23 protein-coding genes are annotated in these 22,258 nt (G+C 68.2%); all 23 read left to right on the top strand.

Annotation, left to right across the window (positions count from 1 at the left end; all coding sequences use genetic code 11):
• Nucleotides 1-2 precede the first annotated feature (2 nt).
• The 23 genes from MUN33_RS11535 (at nucleotide 3) to MUN33_RS11645 (ending at nucleotide 22,234) form a co-directional block, all read left to right on the top strand.
• On the top strand, nucleotides 3-1,202 hold the full coding sequence (locus tag MUN33_RS11535; RefSeq protein WP_244805060.1) for an MraY family glycosyltransferase: 1,200 nt from the start codon (nucleotides 3-5) through the stop codon (nucleotides 1,200-1,202).
• 34 nt (nucleotides 1,203-1,236) lie between these two features.
• Entirely contained in the window at nucleotides 1,237-1,695 is a 459-nt protein-coding gene (locus MUN33_RS11540) for a Cg1360 family ATP-synthase-associated protein (RefSeq protein WP_244805061.1), read from the top strand.
• A 296-nt stretch (nucleotides 1,696-1,991) separates the two neighbouring features.
• Nucleotides 1,992-2,792 carry a F0F1 ATP synthase subunit A gene (gene atpB, locus MUN33_RS11545; RefSeq protein WP_244805062.1) on the top strand — a complete coding sequence of 267 codons (801 nt, stop codon included), beginning with the start codon at nucleotides 1,992-1,994 and terminating at the stop codon, nucleotides 2,790-2,792.
• Between the two features lie 92 nt (nucleotides 2,793-2,884).
• Nucleotides 2,885-3,127, top strand: coding sequence for an ATP synthase F0 subunit C (locus MUN33_RS11550; protein WP_038547733.1), 243 nt, complete (start codon nucleotides 2,885-2,887; stop codon nucleotides 3,125-3,127).
• A 67-nt stretch (nucleotides 3,128-3,194) separates the two neighbouring features.
• On the top strand, nucleotides 3,195-3,752 hold the full coding sequence (locus tag MUN33_RS11555; protein WP_244805063.1) for a F0F1 ATP synthase subunit B: 558 nt from the start codon (nucleotides 3,195-3,197) through the stop codon (nucleotides 3,750-3,752).
• A 5-nt stretch (nucleotides 3,753-3,757) separates the two neighbouring features.
• Nucleotides 3,758-4,576 (top strand): F0F1 ATP synthase subunit delta, encoded by an 819-nt coding sequence (locus MUN33_RS11560; protein WP_244805064.1) that lies wholly within the window; start codon nucleotides 3,758-3,760, stop codon nucleotides 4,574-4,576.
• Nucleotides 4,577-4,650: 74 nt separating this feature from the next.
• Nucleotides 4,651-6,285, top strand: a complete 1,635-nt coding sequence (atpA, locus tag MUN33_RS11565) for a F0F1 ATP synthase subunit alpha (RefSeq protein ID WP_244805514.1) — start codon at nucleotides 4,651-4,653, stop codon at nucleotides 6,283-6,285.
• A gap of 62 nt (nucleotides 6,286-6,347) precedes the next feature.
• On the top strand, nucleotides 6,348-7,328 hold the full coding sequence (locus MUN33_RS11570) for a F0F1 ATP synthase subunit gamma (protein ID WP_244805065.1): 981 nt from the start codon (nucleotides 6,348-6,350) through the stop codon (nucleotides 7,326-7,328).
• Between the two features lie 2 nt (nucleotides 7,329-7,330).
• A complete protein-coding gene (atpD, locus tag MUN33_RS11575; RefSeq protein ID WP_244805066.1) occupies nucleotides 7,331-8,779 on the top strand; it encodes a F0F1 ATP synthase subunit beta in 1,449 nt (482 codons plus the stop codon).
• 12 nt (nucleotides 8,780-8,791) lie between these two features.
• On the top strand, nucleotides 8,792-9,166 hold the full coding sequence (locus MUN33_RS11580; RefSeq protein WP_244805067.1) for a F0F1 ATP synthase subunit epsilon: 375 nt from the start codon (nucleotides 8,792-8,794) through the stop codon (nucleotides 9,164-9,166).
• 113 nt (nucleotides 9,167-9,279) lie between these two features.
• Nucleotides 9,280-9,735 (top strand): DUF2550 domain-containing protein, encoded by a 456-nt coding sequence (locus MUN33_RS11585; RefSeq protein WP_244805068.1) that lies wholly within the window; start codon nucleotides 9,280-9,282, stop codon nucleotides 9,733-9,735.
• A 63-nt stretch (nucleotides 9,736-9,798) separates the two neighbouring features.
• Nucleotides 9,799-10,500: an endonuclease NucS gene (gene nucS / locus MUN33_RS11590; protein WP_244805069.1), complete on the top strand. Its 702-nt coding sequence runs from the start codon at nucleotides 9,799-9,801 to the stop codon at nucleotides 10,498-10,500.
• A 16-nt stretch (nucleotides 10,501-10,516) separates the two neighbouring features.
• Nucleotides 10,517-10,828, top strand: a complete 312-nt coding sequence (locus tag MUN33_RS11595; RefSeq protein ID WP_244805070.1) for an Rv1322 family protein — start codon at nucleotides 10,517-10,519, stop codon at nucleotides 10,826-10,828.
• Nucleotides 10,829-10,839: 11 nt separating this feature from the next.
• The gene (locus tag MUN33_RS11600) at nucleotides 10,840-11,811 is read left to right on the top strand and encodes a tetratricopeptide repeat protein (RefSeq protein ID WP_244805071.1); all 972 of its coding nucleotides are present in this window, start codon (nucleotides 10,840-10,842) and stop codon (nucleotides 11,809-11,811) included.
• 96 nt (nucleotides 11,812-11,907) lie between these two features.
• Nucleotides 11,908-12,765 carry an ABC transporter ATP-binding protein gene (locus tag MUN33_RS11605; protein ID WP_244805072.1) on the top strand — a complete coding sequence of 286 codons (858 nt, stop codon included), beginning with the start codon at nucleotides 11,908-11,910 and terminating at the stop codon, nucleotides 12,763-12,765.
• Nucleotides 12,766-12,957: 192 nt separating this feature from the next.
• A complete protein-coding gene (locus MUN33_RS11610) occupies nucleotides 12,958-13,812 on the top strand; it encodes an NUDIX hydrolase (protein WP_244805515.1) in 855 nt (284 codons plus the stop codon).
• Nucleotides 13,809-15,053, top strand: a complete 1,245-nt coding sequence (locus MUN33_RS11615; protein WP_244805073.1) for a class I SAM-dependent methyltransferase — start codon at nucleotides 13,809-13,811, stop codon at nucleotides 15,051-15,053. The genes MUN33_RS11610 and MUN33_RS11615 overlap by 4 nt, the downstream gene beginning before the upstream one ends.
• Before the next feature lie 161 nt (nucleotides 15,054-15,214).
• A complete protein-coding gene (locus tag MUN33_RS11620) occupies nucleotides 15,215-16,003 on the top strand; it encodes an electron transfer flavoprotein subunit beta/FixA family protein (RefSeq protein ID WP_244805074.1) in 789 nt (262 codons plus the stop codon).
• A 49-nt stretch (nucleotides 16,004-16,052) separates the two neighbouring features.
• Nucleotides 16,053-17,006 carry an electron transfer flavoprotein subunit alpha/FixB family protein gene (locus MUN33_RS11625; protein WP_244805075.1) on the top strand — a complete coding sequence of 318 codons (954 nt, stop codon included), beginning with the start codon at nucleotides 16,053-16,055 and terminating at the stop codon, nucleotides 17,004-17,006.
• A 201-nt stretch (nucleotides 17,007-17,207) separates the two neighbouring features.
• Nucleotides 17,208-18,881: a cation:proton antiporter gene (locus tag MUN33_RS11630; protein ID WP_244805076.1), complete on the top strand. Its 1,674-nt coding sequence runs from the start codon at nucleotides 17,208-17,210 to the stop codon at nucleotides 18,879-18,881.
• 8 nt (nucleotides 18,882-18,889) lie between these two features.
• The gene (locus tag MUN33_RS11635; RefSeq protein ID WP_244805077.1) at nucleotides 18,890-20,119 is read left to right on the top strand and encodes a cysteine desulfurase family protein; all 1,230 of its coding nucleotides are present in this window, start codon (nucleotides 18,890-18,892) and stop codon (nucleotides 20,117-20,119) included.
• Between the two features lie 76 nt (nucleotides 20,120-20,195).
• Entirely contained in the window at nucleotides 20,196-21,302 is a 1,107-nt protein-coding gene (gene mnmA / locus MUN33_RS11640; protein ID WP_244805078.1) for a tRNA 2-thiouridine(34) synthase MnmA, read from the top strand.
• Complete coding sequence (locus tag MUN33_RS11645) at nucleotides 21,299-22,234, top strand: hypothetical protein (protein WP_244805079.1); 936 nt, start codon at nucleotides 21,299-21,301, stop codon at nucleotides 22,232-22,234. Before mnmA ends, MUN33_RS11645 begins: the two co-directional genes overlap by 4 nt.
• Nucleotides 22,235-22,258: the final 24 nt, after the last annotated feature.

Raw genomic sequence — 22,258 nt, forward strand, 5'->3', positions numbered from 1 at the left:
GCATGGGGCTGTCCGCGGCGTCCTGGTCGGGGGTGGGGGTGCCGTTTCGTGAACTGGCGCTCATCCTCCTGGTCGGGCTGGTCACCACGTACCTGACGACCGGCATCATCCGGATGCTGATGCTCAGGTTCGGGCGGTTGGCGGCGCCGCGTTCCCGGGACGTCCACACCGTCCCCACCCCGAGGCTCGGCGGGGTGGCGATGTTCACCGGATTTGTCGTCGCCGTCCTGGTGGCCAACCAGCTGCCCGCCCTGAACCGCGGGTTCCCGCCGGTGACACCGGACATGGTGGCCATCGTCGCGGCCGCGTTCGTCATCGTGATCGTGGGTGTCGTCGACGACCTCTTCGACATTTCCTGGGTGCTCAAGCTCGGTGGCCAGGTGGCGGGTGCCGTGGTGATGAGCCTGGCGGGTCTGTCGTGGTACCTGATCTACTCGCCGTTCGGCAGCGGGACCACGGTGGTCCTCGACCAGGTCCAGTCCACGATCTTGACCTCCCTGTTGACGGTGGCGATCATCAACGCGATGAACTTCGTCGACGGACTGGACGGCCTGGCCGCCGGGCTGGGCGCGATCGCGGCGACCACGCTGCTGGTCTACTCGCTGACGATCCTCCATGACCAGGGTGGCACCGTCAGCGCCTACCCGCCGGCGATGATCTCCGCCGGGCTGCTGGGTGTGTGCCTGGGGTTCCTCCCACACAACTTCTCCCCGGCCCGGATATTCATGGGCGACTCCGGTTCGATGCTGATCGGTCTTCTCCTGGCTGCGGCCAGTGTCTCGGCGTCGGGGCGGATCAACATGGCGTTGTACGGGCCGGCGGACTTCCTGGCGCTGATGACCCCGGTGCTGGTGGTGGTCGCCGCCCTGTTCATCCCGATGCTCGACCTGCTGATGGCCGTCGTCCGGCGGCTGAAGGCGGGCAAGAGCCCGTTCGCGCCGGACAAGCAGCACCTCCACCACCGTCTCCTGCGCCTGGGGCACTCGCAGAAGCAGGTCGTGCTGGTCCTCTACAGCTGGGTCGGAGTGGTGGCCACCGGAGCGGTGGGGTCCACGGTGCTCCCGCTCCCCGTGGCGGCGATCGTGTTCGGTACGGTCATCCTCCTGGCGACGGCGTTCACCGCCGTTCCGTTGTGGCGCGGACGCGAGGGACGTGACGGGGCCGGTGCGCGTGGCGGGCACCATGCGGCGGCGTCCGGGTAGGTCACCGGCGGGGGAGGGCGCTAGGCTGTAGCCCGTGACTGAGCAGAACAGCGAGCAGACGAACGACCTCCCCGACATCAACGAGTCGGACGGGGACATGTCCGATCACCGGCGTCCCCTGCTGAACGCGGCCCGGTCCGGGGCCGTGGGCCTGCTGGTGATCACCGTGATCTCCCTCGCACTCTGGGGCAACTTCCGTGGACTCGAGGGGTTGTGGGGCGTGCTCATCGGCGCGGCGATCGGGGGCGGTTTCGTGCTGGCCACCGTGGCGGTGGTCCTGCTGACCTCGAACACCTCCCCGCAGACCACCATGGTGGTCACCCTCGGCTCCTGGCTGATCAAGATCGTGGTGGTGCTCTGTATCCTCCTGCTGCTGCGCGACATGGACTTCTTCGACCACACGGCAATGGGGGTCACCGTGATCGCCGCACTCGTGGTCGCGTTGGGGGCAGAGACCGTCGGTATCATCCGGACGAGCGTCACGAACGTGTGACCCGGGGGTGGGCCCGCGCACCCGGATCACGGGGAATGCCCGGGACGGGGGTCCGGGGGGAGTTGGTTCGCGTACCTGCGCGGACGGCTGGTATGCTGTCCTGCGGGTAATCAGGTAGGCGGATCCGTGTAGATACGCGTGCCCGCGAGAATGCCTGGTATATCACCCCCGGTACCGTGCGGATGTGCGACGGAGTCCACGGTTCCGGGAATTCCTGACATCCTCCATCGCACCGCTTGACCACAATCACGCGGCCCAAACCACGGGAGAGAACGCTGAGCGTTACAACCTTGGCCATGAAGGGCGAATTCCACGCGCCTTCTATGGAGCATGAATTCTTCCCGGGGGAAGTGGATCCCAGCCAGCTCTGGTTCAGCGATTTCGCGAACGGCATCTTCGCAGTCGACCGCCTGATGGTCATCCGTATCCTGATGATCGTCATTCTGGCGGCTTTTTTTCTGTATGCCTTCCGTAAGCCGAAGCTGATCCCGAGGGGTGCACAGAACGTTGCAGAGTACGCGGTCGACTTCGTCCGCGTGCACATCGCCGAGGAGATCCTGGGGAAGAAGGAGGGCCGGCGGTTCCTGCCGATCATCGCCACCATCTTCTTCGTTGTCCTCATCGGCAACCTGCCTGCGATCATTCCGGCGCTGAACGTCTCCGCCAACGCGAGGGTCGGCATGCCGATCGTCCTGGCGGCGGTGGCCTACATCGCCATGATCTACGCAGGCGCCAAGCGCTACGGCTTCGGCAAGTTCGTGAAGTCCTCCGTGGTCATCCCGAACCTGCCCCCGGCGCTGCACCTGCTGGTCGTCCCGATCGAGTTCTTCTCGACCTTCGTCCTGAGGCCGGTCACCCTGACCATCCGTCTCATGGCGAATATGCTGGCCGGCCACATTGTTCTCGTGCTGCTGTTCGGCGCCACGAACTTCTTCTTCTGGCAGCTCAACGGCTGGACGCTGTTGGCCGGAGGAACCCTCGTCGCCGCAATCGCCTTCACTCTGTTCGAGATGCTGATCATCTTCCTGCAGGCCTACATCTTCAGCCTGCTGGCGGCGGTCTACATCGAGCAGTCGCTGCACGCGGACGAGCACTGACCCCCGACATCCACACATAATATTCTCGCCCCGCCTTCCGGACCCGCAATCGTGGGAGCGGATGGGGCACCACGAAAGGGAATGGAATCCTAATGAACGACCTGCTGCTCCTCGCCCAGGACACCACCACCAAGTTCGAGGGCCTCGGCACCATCGGCTACGGCCTCGCAGCCATCGGCCCCGGTGTCGGTATCGGTATCCTGGTCGGCAAGACCGCAGAGGCCATGGCTCGCCAGCCCGAGATGGCCGGCCAGCTGCGCACCACCATGTTCCTGGGTATCGCCTTCACCGAGGCGCTCGCCCTCATCGGCCTGGTCGCCGGCTTCCTGTTCTAGTGTGCGGCGCCCCGTCACCGGGGTGCTGTGACAAGACCTTCACACTCAAGAGCGAAAGCTGGAGACTATGACGAACTACCTCATTCTGGCAGCCGAAGAGCTGCCTTTCGAGGGGCAGATCAACCCGCTGCTCCCGGCGACGTATGACATCGTCTGGTCCCTTGTCAGCTTCATCATCATCTTCGTGATCTTCTGGAAGTTCGTGCTTCCCAAGGTCAAGCAGGTCATGGCTGACCGCACCGACCAGATCGAGGGTGGCATCGCACGTGCCGAGCAGGCACAGGACGAGGCCAAGGCCGCGCTGGAGAAGTACAACGCGCAGCTGGCCGAGGCCCGTACCGAGGCTTCCCAGATCCGCGACGACGCCCGCTCGCAGGGTCAGAAGATCATCGCCGACATGAAGACCCAGGCGACCGACGAGTCCAACCGCATCATCGAGGCCGGTAACAAGCAGCTGCTCGCGCAGCGCGAGGCCGTCGTCTCCGATCTGCGCAAGGAGATGGGGGAGAACTCCATCAACCTCGCCGAACGACTGCTGGGCGACCAGCTGTCGGACGACGTCAAGCGTTCCGGTACGATCGACTCCTTCCTCGCTGATCTCGACAGCGTCGGATCGGGGAAGTGAGGCCCGTGCACGCAGCGAGCAGAACAACCCTGGACCAGCTGACTGAGTCGCTGGACGGTGCACTGTCCGGTGCCACCGACACCGCCGCCGCCGGCGCAACCACCGGTTCCGAGCTGTTCGAGGTCGCCGACCTCTTGGACAGCGACCGGTCGCTGCGCATGGCACTGGTGGACCAGACTGTTCCGGCCGACCGTCGTGCCGCACTGGCCGACGGGCTGCTGGCGGACAAGGTCTCCGACACGACCCGCGAGACTGTCTCGCAGGTCGTCAAGGGCACCTGGTCCAACACCCGGGACCTGCGCCACGGGCTGGTCGAGCTGGGCCGCCGTGCCCTGCTGCGTGCAGCCCATGAGCAGGGTCAGCGCGAGAAGGTCGCCGCCGAGCTCTTCGAGCTCGCCCGTCTCCTCGAGAAGGAGCCGGAGCTGGAGATGCTGCTGGCGGACCGTCTCGCCTCGGGCGAGAAGCGTCGGGAACTGCTGGCGAAGGTCCTCTACGGACACGTCAGCGCGATCACCGAGGCGCTCGCGCTCCAGGTGGTCGGCCGTCCCGTCGCGCGTCCGGTCGAGGACCTTGACGCACTGTGCGACTTCGCAGCTGAGCTGGACGGACGTCGGGTCGCCCGTGTCCGCTCCGCAGCCGCGCTGTCGGGTGCACAGGAGCAGGCACTGGGTCAGAAGTTGGAGAAGATCTACGGTTCCGCGATGTCCGTCCATTCCGAGGTTGACACCAGCCTCCTCGGTGGAGCGGTCATCCGGGTCGGCGACGAAGTGATCGACGGGAGCACAGCCGGAAAGCTGGAGCGCCTGCGTCGGGCCCTCGTCTAGTCGTCCCGGATAGAACCTCGATCGACAAGATAATTCACGTAATGCTGGAAGACGATACCGAGAGCAGGAAGAACATGGCGGAGCTTACGATCTCCTCCGATGAGATCCGTAGCGCGATTGCGAACTACACCTCAAGCACTTCCGCGGAGGCCTCCCGTGAGGAGGTCGGCGTGGTCACCATGGCAGCGGACGGCATTGCCCAGGTTTCGGGTATGCCCTCCGTGATGACCAATGAGCTGCTTGAGTTCCCCGGCGGCATCATCGGAGTCGCACAGAACCTCGAGACCGATTCGATCGGCGTCGTGGTCCTGGGTAACTACGAGGCGCTGAGGGAAGGCGACGAAGTCAAGCGGACCGGCGACGTCCTGTCCGTGCCGGTCGGCGAGAACTTCCTCGGCCGGGTCATCAACCCCCTGGGGCAGCCCATCGACGGTCGCGGGGACATCGAGTCCACCGAGACCCGCGCCCTGGAACTGCAGGCACCGTCGGTGCTGCAGCGCCAGCCGGTGCACGAGCCGATGCAGACCGGCATCAAGGCCATCGATGCCATGACCCCGATCGGCCGCGGTCAGCGTCAGCTGATCATCGGCGACCGCAAGACGGGCAAGACCTCCGTCTGCGTCGACACCATCCTGAACCAGCGTGCGAACTGGGAGTCCGGCGACCCGACGAAGCAGGTGCGTTGCATCTACGTCGCGATCGGCCAGAAGGGTTCCACCATCGCCGCGCTGCGTCAGACCCTGGAAGAGCAGGGTGCCCTGGACTACACGACCATCGTGGCAGCTCCGGCATCCGACTCCGCCGGGTTCAAGTGGCTCGCACCGTTCGCCGGCGCAGCCCTGGGTCAGCAGTGGATGTACGAGGGCAAGCACGTCCTCATCATCTTCGACGACCTGACCAAGCAGGCCGAGGCCTACCGTGCCATCTCCCTGCTGCTGCGCCGTCCGCCGGGACGTGAAGCGTACCCGGGTGACGTCTTCTACCTGCACTCCCGTCTGCTGGAGCGTGCGGCGAAGCTGTCCGACGAAGAGGGCGCCGGCTCGATGACCGCACTGCCGATCATCGAGACCAAGGCCAACGACGTCGGAGCGTTCATCCCCACCAACGTCATCTCGATCACCGACGGCCAGGTCTTCCTGGAGTCCGACCTGTTCAACCAGGGTGTCCGTCCGGCCATCAACGTCGGTGTCTCCGTCTCCCGTGTGGGTGGCGACGCACAGACCAAGGGCATGAAGAAGGTCGCCGGTAACCTGCGACTGGACCTCGCCGCATACCGTGACCTGGAGGCTTTCGCAGCCTTCGCGTCCGACCTGGACGAGTTCTCCAAGGCCCAGCTGGAGCGTGGTGAGCGTCTCGTCGAGCTGCTGAAGCAGCGCGAGACCGAGCCGCAGGCCGTGGAAGACCAGATGGTCTCCATCTACCTGGCCGGCGAGGGCGAGTTCGACTCGGTCCCGGTCGAGGACGTCCGCCGCTTCGAGGCTGAGCTGTGGGAGTACCTGCACGCCAACTACGCCGGCGTCTACGAGCAGATCAAGGGTGGCACCCCGCTGTCCGACGACTCGAAGAAGACCCTCGTGTCCGCCACCGGTGAGTTCAAGCGCAGCTTCCAGACCACCGACGGCACCCCGGTCATCAACGAGCCGGAGGCCCGGGCACTGGCCGACGAAGATCTCGATCAGTCCCAGATCACCGTCTCCCGCAAGAAGTAGGCGCGGGTAACTGAGACGATGACTGCACAGACCGAGTACACAGAAGAAGGGAGGTAGCAGCGATGGCAACACTTCGCGAACTGAGGGGTCGGATCAAGTCCGTCAACTCGACGAAGAAGATCACGAAGGCCCAGGAGCTCATCGCGACCTCCAAGATCACCAAGGCGCAGGCTCGCGTGGACGCGTCCCAGCCCTACGCCGACGAGATCACTCGGGTCATCCAGCGTCTGGCCTCGGCGTCCTCACTGGACCACCCGATGCTCGACATGGAGGCGGACGCCAAGCGTGCGGCTATCCTCGTCATCACGAGTGACCGCGGCATGTGCGGTGGCTACAACCACAACGTGCTGAAGAAGACCGCCGAGCTGCGCAAGCGGCTCGAGGACGAGGGCAAGGACGTCGTCCTGTACGTCGCCGGCTCCAAGGGCGTCACCTTCTACAGCTTCCGTGGGGAGGACGTCGCCGGTTCGTGGACCGGGTTCTCGCAGGACCCCGTCTACGCGTCGACACACGACCTCCGCCGCCACCTCATCGACGGCTTCACCGCCGGCGACGAGGGCACCGCCAAGTGGCGCGACGGGCTGACCGCCCCGGAGAACACCGAGGTGCCCGGCTTCAGCGAACTGCACGTCGTGTACACGAAGTTCGAGTCGATGCTGACGCAGACGCCGCGTGCCATCCGCATGCTGCCGATCGCGACCCAGCTCGACGACGAGCCGCTGCGCGTCGGTGAGGACATGCTGTCCGACGGCTCGGAGAGCGTGTCGGCCGAGGTCGACTTCGAACCGGACCCGGACACCCTCCTGGAGGCGCTGCTGCCGCAGTACGTCTCCCGGAGCATCTTCGCCCTGATGCTGGAAGCCGCCGCCAGTGAGTCCGCTGCGCGTCGTACTGCGATGTCCGCGGCGACGGACAATGCCACCGCACTGGTCAACGACCTCTCCCGCGTCGCCAACCAGCTGCGCCAGGCAAAGATCACCCAGGAAATCTCAGAGATCGTCGGTGGCGTCAACGCGCTCGCCGACAGCGGAGAAAGTGACTAACTATGACTACAGCTACTGAGGTGCAGCGCGACAGCGCCGCATCGACTGCTGCCGGTCGCGTGGTCCGAGTCATCGGACCGGTCGTCGACGTGGAGTTCCCGCGCGGCGCGCTGCCGGCACTGTACAACGCACTCGAGGTGGAGGTGACTCTCGAGGCGGTGGCCAAGACCATCGTCCTCGAGGTCGCCCAGCACCTGGGTGACAACATCGTCCGTGGTGTCGCCATGGCCCCGACCGACGGACTCGTCCGTGGCGCCGAGGTCACCGACACCGGTCGTCCGATCTCCGTCCCGGTCGGTGACGTCGTCAAGGGCCACGTGTTCAACGCCCTGGGTGACTGCCTCGACGAGCCGGGCCTCGGCCGCGACGGGGAGCAGTGGGGTATCCACCGCGACGCCCCGAACTTCGACCAGCTCGAGGGCCGCACCGAACTGATGGAGACGGGCATCAAGGTCATCGACCTGCTGACCCCGTACGTCAAGGGCGGTAAGATCGGCCTGTTCGGTGGCGCCGGTGTGGGCAAGACGGTGCTCATCCAGGAGATGATCACCCGTATCGCCCGCGAGTTCTCCGGTACGTCCGTGTTCGCCGGCGTCGGTGAGCGTACCCGTGAGGGTACCGACCTCCGCCTGGAGATGGAGGAGATGGGCGTCCTCCAGGACACCGCCCTCGTCTTCGGCCAGATGGACGAGCCTCCGGGAGTCCGTATGCGCGTGGCGCTGTCCGGCCTGACCATGGCGGAGTACTTCCGCGATGTGCAGAACCAGGACGTGCTGCTGTTCATCGACAACATCTTCCGTTTCACCCAGGCCGGTTCCGAGGTCTCCACGCTGCTGGGGCGTATGCCCTCCGCAGTGGGTTACCAGCCGACCCTGGCGGACGAGATGGGTGTGCTCCAGGAGCGGATCACCTCGACCAAGGGCCGTTCGATCACGTCTCTGCAGGCCGTCTACGTGCCCGCCGACGACTACACCGACCCGGCCCCGGCGACGACCTTCGCCCACCTGGACGCGACCACCGAGCTCAACCGTGCCATCGCCTCGAAGGGTATCTACCCCGCGGTGGACCCGCTGACCTCGACGTCGCGCATCCTGGAGCCCGGTATCGTCGGTGACCGCCACTACGCTGTCGCCCAGCGCGTGATCGGTATCCTGCAGAAGAACAAGGAACTGCAGGACATCATCGCCATCCTGGGTATGGACGAGCTGTCCGAAGAGGACAAGATCACCGTCCAGCGTGCACGTCGTATCGAGCGCTTCCTGGGCCAGAACTTCTTCGTGGCCCAGAAGTTCACCGATATCCCCGGTTCCTTCGTGCCCCTCAAGGACACGATCGACGCCTTCGAGCGCATCTGCGACGGCGAGTTCGACGCCTACCCGGAGCAGTGCTTCGACGGTCTGGGTGGACTCGACGACGTCGAGGCCGCCTACAAGAAGCTCACCGAGAAGTAAGGGGTCACGCACATGGCTGAGATTGCCGCTGAACTGGTGGCCGTGGAGCGGATGCTGTGGTCGGGTAAGGCCACCTCCGTCACCGCACAGACCACCGAGGGCGAGATCGGCGTGCTGCCCGGCCACGAACCGCTGCTCGGCCAGTTGGTCGAGAACGGCGTCGTGGTCATCCGGACCACCGAGGGCGAGACCCTCGTCGCCGCGGTACAGGGTGGTTTCCTGTCCGTGTCGACGGAGAAGATCACCATCCTGGCCGATTCCGCGTCGTGGGCCCATGAGGTCAACGCCGCCGAGGCAGAGGCGCGCGTCCGCGACGCCTCGACCGAGGAGGAGCGGGAGTTGGCGGAGTCCGAACTTCGCGCCGTGAAGCGTCTGCAGGAGAGCTGACAGCCCCTGCACCTGTCGCCGGGCAGCGGTAGTATCGTCGGAAAGTTCGGAGGCGCGGCGCCACTGGCGGGTGACTACCGTCAGTGGTCGACGACCGAGAAGGGGCGTACCTGGTGCTGTTGAACATTCTGGTCACCGTCGTGGTGATCGTGCTGGCCTGTGGAGCGTTGATCGCGGGTGCACGATTTCTCACCCTTCGCAGCCGGGGCATCCCCGTGGTGGTCAGAAGCCTTCCGAGTCCGGACGGCAGGCACTGGCGCCACGGGGTTCTTGTTTACGGCAGCGGGATCGCCCGGGTCTACAAGCTGCGGTCGATCCGCCCGGAATCGGATCTGCAGCTGAGCCGGCACCACACCGAGATCACAGAACGGCGGGAGATCACCCAGCGGGAGTCGGCCTTCCTGGAGGCGGAACTGCATGTGATGACCCTGTCGGACGGTGAGAAGTCCTGGGAGGTCGCCCTCGACGACGCCGGGGACACCGCGCTGGTGTCCTGGCTGGAGTCCGCCCCGTCGGAGCGGATGGTCCGGTCGGACATGCGGGCGTTGCGCCGGCGGGGGATCGGTTAGGCCGACAGCGCCGGGCGGGGTGGACGCGCGGCGGCCGGCAGAGGATGGGGTAGCCTGTTCTCCATGCGTTTGGTCATTTGCCGCTGTTCTGTCGACTACGAGGGGCGTCTGGCAGCCCATCTCCCCGAAGCTGACCGTCTGATCATGGTGAAGGCGGACGGCTCGGTGAGCATCCACGCCGATGACCGTGCCTACAAGCCGCTCAACTGGATGACACCGCCGTGCGCACTCACCGTCGCCGAGGGGGCCGACGTGCGGACGGAGATGGCGGAGCAGGGCGTCGTCGCGGTGTGGACGGTGGAGAACCCGAAGAAGGAGCGGCTGACGATCCGGCTGCGGGAGGTCTACTCCGACACCTCCCACGAGCTGGGCGAGGACCCGGGTCTGGTCAAGGACGGCGTCGAGGGACACCTCCAGGAACTGCTCGCCGAGCAGATCGACATCCTCGGGGAGGGGTACACACTGGTGCGGCGTGAGTACCCCACCGCCATCGGGCCGGTCGACATCCTCTCGCGCGACAGTGACGGGAAGACTGTCGCGGTGGAGATCAAGAGACGGGGCGGTATCGACGGGGTGGAGCAGCTGTCCAGGTACGTCGACCTGCTGAACCGCGATGAACTGCTCGCCCCGGTCCAGGGGGTCTTCGCCGCCCAGGAGATCAAGCCACAGGCCAGGACGCTCGCCGAGGACCGGGGGTTCCGTTGCGTGACCCTGGACTACCAGGCGATGCGGGGCGTGGAGTCCGACGAACTCCGGTTGTTCTGAGCGACGTCCACCCACGATGCCGAGACGTAACAGGAGACAGGCGGGACCGGACGGGACGCTGCGCCGGGACGGGTCGTCCTACCTGGGGACCCGTCGGGAGGACGCCCCGTCCTGGGCGGGTGGGACCTCCGGCTGGGCGGAGAGCTATCTCGTGCGGCGGATCGGCGCGCAGGCGGCGGTGAAGTACTACGTGTGCCCGGGCTGCAACCAGAACATCCCGCCCGGCGTCGCGCATGTCGTCGCCTGGCCCGACTCCCACCGCGGCGGCGACGACCGGCGCCACTGGCACTCCGGGTGCTGGGAGCGGCGGCGCACCGGTCGGCGCTAAGATGGGACGCCATGACGACACCGAATTTTCCGGGACACCATCAGCAGGGCGGCCCTGCCGCACCGAACCGTTTCGCGGCGGGGGCCGTGGACCTGGGCGCGGTGAAGGAGGCCGCGGACCAACGGCAACGGGTGGCTGAACGCTCGAAGGCCGAGGCGGAGAGCGGGGTGAAGATCCCGCGGAGTGCGACGGTCACCCCCGAGTCCTTCGAGCAGGATCTCGTCGTCCGCTCCACGCAGGTGCCGGTCGTCCTCCTGTTGGGGAGTCAGCGTGCCGAGGGATGCGCGGAGATGTCCGCCGAGTTCGCCCGTCTCGCTGAGGCGCAGGACGCCTCGGGTGAACCGGTGCAGTGGGTGTTCCGCGAGGTCGATGTGGACACCACCCCGGAGATCGCACAGGCGTTGCAGGTCCAGGCGGTGCCGACGGTGCTGGCGCTGGCCGGCGGCCGCCCGCTGTCTAGTTTCGAGGGGGTGCAGCCGCCGGACCAGATCGCCCAGTTCGTCGAGGCGGTGGTCCGTGCCGTCGACGGCAGGCTGCCGGGACTCCCCGACAGTGGTGCTGCGGACGGTGCCACCGCCGACGCCGCAGGGGCCGCAGAGGAGGCAGAGGGTGGCGACCCCAGGTTCGAGGAGGCCGCCTCGCTGCTGGAGGCGGAGGACTACTCCGGTGCAGTGGCGGTCTACGACCGGATCATCGCCGACGGCGGGGCAGACCCGGAGACCGTCACCGAGGCCCGGGCCGCCCGTGTCACCGCGGTTCTGCTGGAACGCTCGGCGCAGGGCGACTCCGACGAGATCGACGACCTTCTGCTCTCCGGTGCCCGCGAGCAGGCGTTCGACACCCTGATCGAGCGGATGCGCACGGGTGCGGGCGACGACAGAGACGCGGCGCGGACGAGGCTCCTGGAGATCTTCTCCATGTACGACGCAGCGGACCCGGGGGTCATCGCCGCACGGACCCGCATGGCCTCCGCGCTGTTCTGACTCGGGGCCGGGGCCGGGGCCGGTTCGGGGTCGGGGTCTCGGCGGTAGGGGCCCCTGCTCTGCCGTGGGCGGGGTCGATAGGGCACGATAGGAGGGGTGAACGACACCATCATCTCGACACCAGCCACCGCCGACGCCCTGGACGAGGATCTCGTCCTGGATCTCCGTGACGTCGCCATGGTCCGCGACGGACGCCACGTCCTCCATCCGGTGACCTGGCAGGTCGAGGTGGACGAGCGGTGGATCCTGATCGGCCCGAACGGGGCGGGGAAGACCTCGCTGCTGACGATCGCCGGCGCCCGCCAGTACCCGTCGTCCGGCACGGCCCGGATCGTGGGGGAGACCCTGGGGAAGACCGACGTCCGCGAACTCCGTACCGCCGTGGGGATGTCGTCGGCGGCCGTCGCGTACCAGGTCCCGGGGGAGGAGAAGGTCATCGACCTGGTGATCTCGGCGGGGTATGACGTGATGGGGCGCTGGCGGGAGAAGTACGACCGCGGCGACGAGGAACGCGCCATGGAGATCCTCGAGCAGATGGGTGCGGTCCACCTCGGCGACCAGCGCTGGGCCACGCTGAGCGAGGGCGAGCGCAAGCGGGTCCTGATCGCCCGGGCACTGATGACTGACCCGGAGCTGCTGCTGCTCGACGAGCCGGGTGCGGGCCTGGACCTGGGGGGGCGTGAGGACCTGGTGCTGATGCTCGGTGAACTCGCCGCGGACCCGGATGCACCGGCCATGGTGATGGTCACCCACCATGTCGAGGAGATCCCGCCGGGGTTCACCCACGCGATGATCCTGGACGAGGGGCACGTGGTGGCACAGGGGCTGCTGGAGGACGTGATGACCTCGGAGAACCTGACCCGTGCCTACCACCAGCCGATCTCGTTGACCGTCGACGAGGGGCGCTATTTCGCACGTCGGACGAGGAACGCGGGGAGCCACCGCGTGCGGTAGGACCGGCCCCGTCCGGGGGACGGGGGACGACGGCGTGGGAGTACAGGGACGGCTATGGTGGAGGGCATGGTGGACGGCAGCGTGAACAGCAGCAACGGCGGGGAACTCGACGGTACCGCTGCCGGGGGCACCGCGGACGGTGCAGGGACGGCGGACAGCGGCGTGGTTCCCGCGCGGCACGCCTCGACCCTGATGCTGCTGCGCGACACCCTCAGCGGCCCCGAGGTCTACGTCCAGGAACGTGCGAGCACCATGCGTTTCTGCGCCGAGATGACCGTGTTCCCGGGAGGGGGAGTGGACGCCAGGGACCTGCCGGGTGACGCCGACGGCGACGGGCACGACTCCCCGGAGATCGGATGGCAGGGGCCACCGACGCAGTGGTGGGCCGAGCGACTGGGCACCACCCCGGCACTGGCCCGCGCCCTGGTGTGTGCCGCCGTGCGCGAGACCTTCGAGGAGACCGGGACGCTGCTGGCGGGCAACGCCGGTGCGTCGGCGGAGAAAGGCGGCGGACCGGTCAGGGACACCACACCGTACCTGCCGTTCCGTCGGGACCTGGAGCAGCACAGGTTGGCGTTCTCGGACTTCCTGAGCATGCATGACCTGGTGCTGCGGGGCGATCTGCTGCGCCCCTGGGCGAACTGGGTGACCCCGGAGTCGCAGCCGATCCGGTACGACACGGCGTTCTTCGTCGCCGCCATGCCGGACGGGCAGGAGACCTACGGGGACACCCGGGAAGCCACGTCCACCGGCTGGTTCCGTCCGGTGACGTTGCTCGACGGGTGGCGGAACCGGAAGATCAACCTGATGCCGCCGACCTGGGCGCAGCTGAAGATGCTCGACACCTTCCGTAGCGTCGACGAGATCCTTGATTTCGCCGAGACCCTGCGGGTCGACCCGGTGCGCAGCGAACCCGTCGATGAGCCGTACATGGCCGAGTACTACCTGTTGGAGACCCGGATGTACGGGTACCCGGAGCGGGTGTTCGCCCCCGGTATGAAGTTCGCCGTCGACCCGGAGGATCTGCCTCCGTCACCGTTCGCGTGACGTACACGGTGGAGGAGGTCCACTGGCTCGCGGAGCATCCCGAGGCGGTGGCCGAGGCGGAACAGCTGGAGCTGTCGGCGTCGAGCCGGCTCCGTGACACCGCGGTGCTCCGGGAGCGTCACGGGGAGTGGGCACGGGCGTTGAGTGAACTGGTCACGGCCCGTCGTGCCGCGGTACGCGGTGGCAAGGTCCCCGACGACTGGCTGGTGTGCGGGGAGTCCGCCCAGCAGGCGACCCCGGCGGTGGTCGCGGCGGAGCGCGCGGATTTCCTGTCCGGTGTCCTGGGCTCCGGACGGAACGGCAGTGACGGCAATGCCGGGCAGGGCCTGGTCGCCGCGGACGTGACCTGCTCGGTCGGTACCGAGCTGCTCCACCTGTCCCGGCGGTTCGGCACCGTCCTGGGCGGTGACCTGGACCCGGCGAGGCTGGCGATGGCCCGGTACAACATGGAAGTGTCCGGGCTGTCGCCCCGGCAGGTCGGACTGCTCCGCGCCGACGCGGTGGTCCCGCCCTTCGCCCCAGGGAGCGTGGACGTCGTGGTCGCCGATCCGGCACGCCGCACCTCCCGGGGCCGGATCCGCGACCCCAAGGACCTGCTGCCGCCGCTTCCCGACCTGCTGGCCGCGCATGCGGACACGGCCCTGGCGGTGAAGTGCGCCCCGGGCATCGACTACAGCGGGTGGGCCGGTCAGGTCGACGTCGTCAGCGTCGACGGCGGTGTCAAGGAGGCCTGCCTGTACACCCCGGACCTGGCCCGGCACGACCGGCGTGCGGTCGTGTTCCGTGGGGACCGGCGCTACGAACTGACCTCGGACGACCCCGAGTCCGAGGAGGTCGCGGGTCTGGGCCGGTACATCCTCGACCCGGACGGGGCGGTGGTCCGGGCCGGACTGGTGCGGCAGTACGCCGCGGCGATGGGGTGGTGGCGTATCGACCCGCACATCGCCTACCTCAGCGGCGACTCCCTCGACGCGGTCGGCACCGACCGTGCGGCACCGGGGCAGCGGATCTTCGAGGTCCTCGACCAGGTGCCCGTCAAACGCCTCAAGGCGGCGTTGGCGGCCCTGTGCTGTGGACGGCTGGAGATCCTGGTGCGCGGGGTGGACGTCGACCCGGACGCGCTGCGCCGCAAGATGAAGCTGGCGAAGGGGTCGGACACCCGCGAGCTGACCGTCATCGTCACCAGGACCGGTGACACCGCGGTGGCTGTCATCACCGAGGAACTACACCTGCGGGGGTAGTTATTAAAAAATGTTTTTTGGGCCTCGCTCGGCATCGCCGCAGGTGACCGGCCGTGCGCGGTGACGTGGCCTCGACGAGGATCCCCATGTGGGGTACATCACGGTGATTCGCAGGTAGACTCCTGAACGAAGAAAAGCACCCCAAGCAGGAAGGCCTATGAATGTCGAACATCGTGGTTCTGGTCAAGCAGGTGCCGGACACCTATTCCGAGCGCAAGCTGACTGATGACGACTTCACCCTCGATCGTGAGAACGCCGACGCGATCCTCGACGAGATCAACGAGAACGCCGTGGAAGCTGCACTCCAGCTCAAGGAAGCTGGCGGCGACCGCAACGTCGTCGTGCTTTCCGTCGGTCCGGCCAGTGCCAAGGACGCGCTGCGCAAGGCACTGTCCCTCGGTGCAGACGAGGCCATCCTCGTCACGGACGACGCACTCGCCGGCTCCGACGCCCTCGGGACCGCCTGGACCCTGTCGAACGCCCTCAACCTCGTCGACGACATCGAGCTGATCATCGCCGGTAACGCCTCGACCGACGGTGTGGCAGGTGCGGTCCCCGGCCTCCTCAGCGAGTACCGCCAGATCCCCGCGCTGACGCACCTGCGCAGCCTGGAGGTCACCGGTGACAAGGTCTCCGGTGAGCGTGTCACCGAGGACGGCGTCTACTCCGTCGAGGCCCCCAAGCCGGCCATCGTCTCTGTCACGGAGAAGGCCAACACCCCGCGCTTCGCCGTGTTCAAGGGCATCATGGCCGCCAAGAAGAAGAAGATCCGGGAAGTCAGCCTGGCCGACATCGGCGTCGCCCCGGAGAACGTGGGCCTGGCGGCCGCGTCGACCTCGGTGACCGGTGTCGCCCCGAAGCCGGAGAAGACCGCCGGCGAGATCATCACCGACCAGGGAGACGGCGGCACCAAGCTGGTCGACTACCTCGTGTCGAAGAAGCTCGTCTAGTTCACCCCGATTCCCCCAGAACGAATCTGTCGAAAGGACATTCACAACCATGACCAACGTCCTGGTACTTGTCGAGCACACGCAGGGTGAACTGAAGAACTCCACCCTCGAGCTCATCACCGCAGCCCGCGCCTTCGGTAGCGTCGGCGCCGTCGTCGTCGGTGCCCCCGGCACCGCGGAGAAGCTGCAGTCCGGTCTCGCCGCCGGTGGCGCCGAGACCATCTACGCCGCCGAGTCGGACGACGCCGAGAAGTACGTCGTCACCCCGTCTGTCGACGCGGTGTCGGGCCTCGCCGCCCAGCTGCAGGTCCCGGTGCTCATCGCCGCCGGTGCCGCCGGCAACGAGATCGCCGGCCGTGTGGGCGCCCGCGTGGCGTCCGGCGTGCTGTACGACCAGATCGAGGTCCGCGGTGACCGTTCCGCGACCGGCTCCATCTTCGGTGGCGACTTCACCGTCGAGTCCACCGCCGGTGGCGCCTCGCCGGTCTACACCCTGCGCGCTGGTGCGGTCGACCCGGAGCCGCAGGCCGCGTCCGGTACCGTCCAGCCTGTCGAGCTGCCGGCCGCCGGCCCGACCGCGGTGACCGTCACCTCCTTCGCCCCCGCGGAGAAGGCCGACCGTCCTGAGCTCACCGAGGCCAAGATCGTCGTGTCCGGTGGCCGTGGCGTCGCCGGCCCCGAGGGCTTCCGCGATGTCGTCGAGCCCCTGGCCGACGTCCTCGGTGCCGCCGTCGGTGCGTCCCGTGCCGCCGTCGACGCCGACTACTACCCGGGCAAGTTCCAGGTGGGGCAGACCGGTAAGACCGTGTCGCCGAACCTGTACCTGGCACTGGGCATCTCGGGCGCGATCCAGCACAAGGCCGGCATGCAGACCTCGAAGACCATCGTCGCGGTCAACAAGGACGAGGAGGCCAGCATCTTCGAGATCGCCGACTTCGGTGTCGTCGGTGACCTATTCAAGGTCGCCCCGCAGGCCACCGAGGCACTCAAGGCCCGCGGCTAGGAGCACGACCCTGCAGACACCTGGCGGTGTCTGTGCCGGTGGCGCGGCGTAGAATCAGCGGAGACCCGGTGAGGTGTACCGCGCCACGGCGCCACGAGGACCCGCACTCATCGAGTGCGGGTCCTCGTCATGTGTCCGTACACCCCACCGACCCGCCGCCGACGTGGGGCGCCGGACCCCACCACGAAGGACGTCAATGCTGTGACCACCCTGTTCGTCATCATGTTCCTGATGCTCGCCACGGTCATGACCGTGGGCGTGGGTGACCGCATCGGCCTGCCGTGGCCGGTCCTGCTCCTGCTGGTCACCACCGCGGTGATGTTCATCCCCGGCACGCCGACGGTGTGGATCGACCCCGAGCTGATCCTCCCGCTGTTCCTGCCGCCACTGCTGTGGGCACTGGCACGCCGGACGTCCTGGGGGATGTTCCGGGACCAGTGGCGCACCATCCTCAGCCTGTCCGTGGGGCTGGTGTTCACCACCGTCGCCGTGGTCACCGGAGTGACGCTGCTGATCATCCCGGGGGTGGGACTGGTCGCGGCCCTGGCACTGGCCGCGGCGGTGGCACCGCCGGACCCGGTGGCGGTGGAGGCGGTGGCCGAACCCGCCGGCATTCCCCGCCGGATCATCGGCTCGCTGCAGTCGGAGGGCCTGTTCAACGACGCGGCGTCGTTGGTGATCTTCAGCGCGGCGATCTCCGCCGCCGAGTACCACGACGACATCCACTGGTTCGAGGCCGGAGGCACGTTCGTCTACAGCGCCGTGGGCGCGGTCGTCCTCGGCTGGGTCATCGGACGGGGGTCCGCGCTGGTGCTGGGGTGGCTGGACTCCCCGGTGGCCGGCAACGCCTTCACCTGGGTGCTGCCGTTCATGGTGTACCTCGCGGCCGAGGAGATCCACGTCTCCGGCGTCATCGCCGTGGTCGTCGCCGCCGTGGAACTGACCTCGCGCACCGATGCGACGGCCGCCGACTCGCGGCTGACCGGGTCGGCCTTCTGGGAGGTCACCGAACTCCTGGTCACCGGCCTGGCCTTCGGGCTCATGGGGATGAACGTCCGCGACGCGATCGTCGACGACGACACCGACCACCTCAACCCCGTCTGGTGGGGCCTGGTGATCTCCGCCGTGCTCATCCTCGTCCGGTTCCTCTGGATGGGCTGGCTGCTGAAGGCCAACCGGTCCCGACGGGGCCGCTACCGGGCACCGATCCGTGTCACCGACGTCATCCTGCTCAGTTGGTCGGGCATGCGCGGGTTGGTGACCTTCGCGCTCGTCCTGTCGTTGAACCCGGTGGACTTCCCGCTGCGTGACGAGTTCACCATCGTCGCCTTCGTCGTCCTGCTGTGCACCATGGTGGTCCCGGGGCTCACGTTGCCCGCACTGACCTCGTATCTGCGCACCCACCACGGACTCCAGGACCTGGACGACAAGCTCACCGAAGAGGCGCTGGACGAGGCGTACCGGGCGGCACTGGGCGTGGTCCGTTCCCAGATGAGCGAGGGATTGTCGCCCGAACAGGCCGCCAGGATCGAGGAGCGGCTCAGCCTCGTCCGTTCGGCGTCGGCACTGGACGACAGCTCGGACGACAGCTCCGACGACACCACCGACATCACCGACGCCACCGGGCCTACGGGGTCTACCGCGGTCGGCGACGGGTCCCGGACGGAATCACCGGAGGCCGAGATCCTGCGCCGGCGTCGCGAACGTAGCCGCGCCCTGGGCCGCAAGGCACTCCTCGTCCGGCGCGAGGCGATGTTCGCCGCCCAGCGCAGTCTCGCCGCCTCGAAGTACAAGCGAGGCGTGGACCCCGAGGCGATCGGGGAGAAGATGCGCGAACTCGACCGCCGACTACTCGCCCTCCCCGAGGAGAAGTGATCACACCCATGCCATCACCGTCGCACCCGTCGCACCCGTCGCCCGGTCCGACACCGGGAGCGAGGATCTTCGCCGACCACGCGGCCACCGCACCCCTGCGTCCGGAAGCGGCCCGCGCCATCGAGGAGACCGGCCGGCTGCTCAACCCCGCCGGCCAGTACGCCTCGGGACGCCACGCCCAGCGGGTGCTCGAGGACGCCCGGGAGCACGTCGCCGAACTGCTGGGGGCCGACCGTGCCGAGGTGATCTTCACCGCCTCCGGAACCGAGTCGGACAACCTCGCCGTCCAGGGCCTGGCCTACGGTGCGAAGAAGACCCGGGGCCCCGCCGCCCGCCGGATCCACTCGGCGGTGACCGAGCACCCCGCCGTGGTGGAGACCGTCGACTGGCTCTGCGGTGGTGTCCCGGGTGGCGGGACCCCGCAGTTCGACCACGTCGCCCTGCCTGTCGACGGTTCCGGCAGGGTGCAGGTCGGCGAATCCGGTGCGTTCGACGCCGCCCGGGACGCCCTGGTGACCTGCATGTGGGCGAACAACGAGACCGGCAACCTGCAGCCGGTCCACGCCCTGGTCCAGCGTGCCACCGACGGCGGGGTCCCGTTCCACGTCGACGCGGTGCAGGTGGTCGGGCACCTGCCGGTGGACTTCCACGCCCTGGGGGCCGCGACTCTGGCCGCCAGCGCACACAAGTTCGGCGGGCCGAAATCGATGGGTATCCTGCTGGCGCGCCGCGACGCCGCCCTGGTCAGCCCGCTGCGTGGTGGTGGCCAGGAACGCGGTGTGCGCTCCGGGACCGCGAATCCGCAGGGGGCGGCCGCCACCGCGGCCGCACTGGCGGCGGCGGTGGCGGAGATCGAGGTGCAGCACAGGCGCCTGGGGGAGTACCGGGACCGCGTGCTGTCGGTCGCCCGGACGATCCCCGGGGCGCAGGTGTACACCGACCCGGACGGAGGGGCGTTGGCAGGTCACGCGCACATGGCCTTCCCGGGGGCGGAGGGCGACAGCCTGATCATGCTCCTGGACGTCGCCGGGGTGGACGCCTCGACCGGTTCGGCGTGCTCGGCGGGCGTGAACCGCGCCAGCCACGTGTTGACCGGGATGGGGGTGCCGGTCGAGGTGGCCCGGGGGGCGCTGCGACTGACGTTCGGCACCGCCACGACCGCCCAGGACGTCGACCGGTTGTGCTCCCTGCTGCCTGGTGTCGTCGACCAGGCACGGGCGGCCGGGATGGCGTTCTGACCCGGTTTTGCCGTGGATGGGGCCGGTGTAGGGTGAAGGGCTGACAGACGGAGCACGGACCGGAAAGGAACACGGTATGCGGGTTGTCGCGGCGATGAGCGGGGGAGTGGACTCCTCCGTGGCTGCAGCACGCGCCCTCGAGGAGGGCCACGAGGTCATCGGGGTCCACCTCGCGCTGAGCCAGTCCCCGGAGGCGGTACGCGCCGGGTCGAGGGGCTGTTGTTCGCTGGAGGACTCCGCCGACGCCCGCCGGGTCTGTGACTCCCTGGGGATCCCGTTCTACGTCTGGGACTTCTCGGACCGGTTCAAGGCCGACGTCATCGACAACTTCGTGGAGTCCTACGAGATCGGCGAGACACCGAACCCCTGCCTGCGCTGCAACGAGAAGATCAAGTTCGAGGCGCTGCTCGACCGCTCGATCGCGCTGGGTTTCGACGCGGTGGTCACCGGTCATTACGCACGCCTGCACGACGGGGTGATGCGGCGGGGTGTCGACGACAACAAGGACCAGTCCTACGTCCTCGGCGTCCTCGACGACGAGCAGCTCGCACACTGCATGTTCCCGGTCGGGGACACGGTGAAGCCGGACATCCGCGAGGAGGCCCGGGACCTCGGCATGGGTGTGGCCTCGAAGCCGGACAGCCACGACATCTGCTTCATCCCCGACGGCAACACCCAGGCGTTCCTGGGCAGCCAGATCGGTCTGCGGCCGGGGATGGTCAAGTCGGTGGACGGGGAGACCCTCGCCGAGCATGACGGCGTGTACGGGTTCACCATCGGGCAACGCAAGGGGCTCGGTGTCGCCGGGCCGGCCGCCGACGGTCAGCCGCGGTACGTCACCGACATCGACGCGTCCACCGGGACGGTCACCGTGGGTGGTCGCGACGACCTGCGCGTGGGCCGCATCACCGCCGACCGCCTCAAACGTCTGGACCCGGCGACGCACGGCACCACCTTCGACTGCGAGGTCCAGGTCCGTGCCCACGGTGGCGTCGTCCCGGCGACGGCGACGCTGACCGGCGAGTCCGTCGAACTGGACCTCCACGAGCCGCTGCGGGGTGTCGCCCGCGGGCAGGCCGCGGTGGTCTACCTCCCCGACGAGGACGGCGACATCCTGCTCGGCTCGGGGACGATCTGCGCCACCGCGCCCTGGACCGCCGGTGCCGGGGTGCAGACGGCGTGAGCGGACGCTTCGGCTGGTGGGAGGACCTGCGCACCGACCACGCCGACCTCAGGGCGGCCCTGGCCGCGGCGTCACGACGGACGCGCGACGTCGACGAGGACGTCGGCGTCGTCCCCCCGCTGAGCCTGCCGCAGAGCGACCTGCTGCCGGTGACCGCGGCGATGGGCGTCCCGGTCGGTGGACCCTACCTGCGGTCACATGCCCGCGGATGGGAGGTCGCGCCCGGCAGGACGCTCGACGCACGGCATTTCCTCGGCCGGCTCCACGAACTCACCGACATCGTCGCCGAGGTGATGCCGGGTGCGGAGCGGCTGATGGTGCACGTCTCCGGGCCGTGGACGTTCGGTGCGTCGGTGGAGTACCACGGTCATCCGCTGTGCTTCGACCGTCCGGCGTTCCGGGACGTGGCGCTGTCGCTGGGGGAGGGCGTCCGGGAGTTCTGCGACGCCGTCGGGGCGTCGGTGGTGCACGTCCACGAGCGACGCCTCGGCGAGGTCGTCTCCCGGTTGCAGGGGGCGACCGAATTCGAGACGATGCAGGTCGACCGGGAGGTCGCGGTGAATGTCGAGCGACGGTTCCTCGACCAGATCCGCGGCGACGGGGCACGGTCGGTGGTCCTCGACAGCGGGGTCGGGTGGCCGGAGGTGGTGCACACCGGGGCGGACGCCTTCGTCGTCGACGAGTTGACCGACGGTGTCGCCGGGATGATCGACGCCGGCAGTCAGGTCGCCTGGCGGGTCGGTGACGACCGCACCAGCGAGGAGATCGCGCACAGTGTCATCCGGACCTGGCGGCAGTGGACCTTCGACAGCGCCGTCCCCGAACCGCAGATCGACCTGGTCGCGGTGGGCGACGGTGTCCTGACACCCACGGCGGCGGCCGAGCTGGCCCGCACCGTGCGAGGCGCGGCGGCGCTGCTGCACAGCAACTGAGCCGCCCGCACGAGGTGCCCGGGA

This window comes from Corynebacterium kalidii, assembly GCF_022869005.1.
In the GTDB taxonomy this organism is placed as follows: Bacteria; Actinomycetota; Actinomycetes; order Mycobacteriales; family Mycobacteriaceae; genus Corynebacterium; species Corynebacterium kalidii.

Bases quoted from the DNA above. Each gene is read 5' to 3' on its own strand.
- MUN33_RS11570 (WP_244805065.1), top strand. From the start codon at position 6,348: ATGGCAACACTTCGCGAACTGAGGGGTCGGATCAAGTCCGTCAACTCG.
- MUN33_RS11610 (WP_244805515.1), top strand. From the start codon at position 12,958: ATGCTGCTGCGCGACACCCTCAGCGGCCCCGAGGTCTACGTCCAGGAA.
- MUN33_RS11620 (WP_244805074.1), top strand. From the start codon at position 15,215: ATGTCGAACATCGTGGTTCTGGTCAAGCAGGTGCCGGACACCTATTCC.
- MUN33_RS11580 (WP_244805067.1), top strand. From the start codon at position 8,792: ATGGCTGAGATTGCCGCTGAACTGGTGGCCGTGGAGCGGATGCTGTGG.
- mnmA (WP_244805078.1), top strand. From the start codon at position 20,196: ATGCGGGTTGTCGCGGCGATGAGCGGGGGAGTGGACTCCTCCGTGGCT.
- atpB (WP_244805062.1), top strand. From the start codon at position 1,992: ATGAAGGGCGAATTCCACGCGCCTTCTATGGAGCATGAATTCTTCCCG.
- MUN33_RS11550 (WP_038547733.1), top strand. From the start codon at position 2,885: ATGAACGACCTGCTGCTCCTCGCCCAGGACACCACCACCAAGTTCGAG.
- MUN33_RS11635 (WP_244805077.1), top strand. From the start codon at position 18,890: ATGCCATCACCGTCGCACCCGTCGCACCCGTCGCCCGGTCCGACACCG.
- MUN33_RS11625 (WP_244805075.1), top strand. From the start codon at position 16,053: ATGACCAACGTCCTGGTACTTGTCGAGCACACGCAGGGTGAACTGAAG.
- atpA (WP_244805514.1), top strand. From the start codon at position 4,651: ATGGCGGAGCTTACGATCTCCTCCGATGAGATCCGTAGCGCGATTGCG.
- MUN33_RS11535 (WP_244805060.1), top strand. From the start codon at position 3: ATGGGGCTGTCCGCGGCGTCCTGGTCGGGGGTGGGGGTGCCGTTTCGT.
- atpD (WP_244805066.1), top strand. From the start codon at position 7,331: ATGACTACAGCTACTGAGGTGCAGCGCGACAGCGCCGCATCGACTGCT.
- MUN33_RS11595 (WP_244805070.1), top strand. From the start codon at position 10,517: ATGCCGAGACGTAACAGGAGACAGGCGGGACCGGACGGGACGCTGCGC.
- nucS (WP_244805069.1), top strand. From the start codon at position 9,799: ATGCGTTTGGTCATTTGCCGCTGTTCTGTCGACTACGAGGGGCGTCTG.
- MUN33_RS11555 (WP_244805063.1), top strand. From the start codon at position 3,195: ATGACGAACTACCTCATTCTGGCAGCCGAAGAGCTGCCTTTCGAGGGG.
- MUN33_RS11600 (WP_244805071.1), top strand. From the start codon at position 10,840: ATGACGACACCGAATTTTCCGGGACACCATCAGCAGGGCGGCCCTGCC.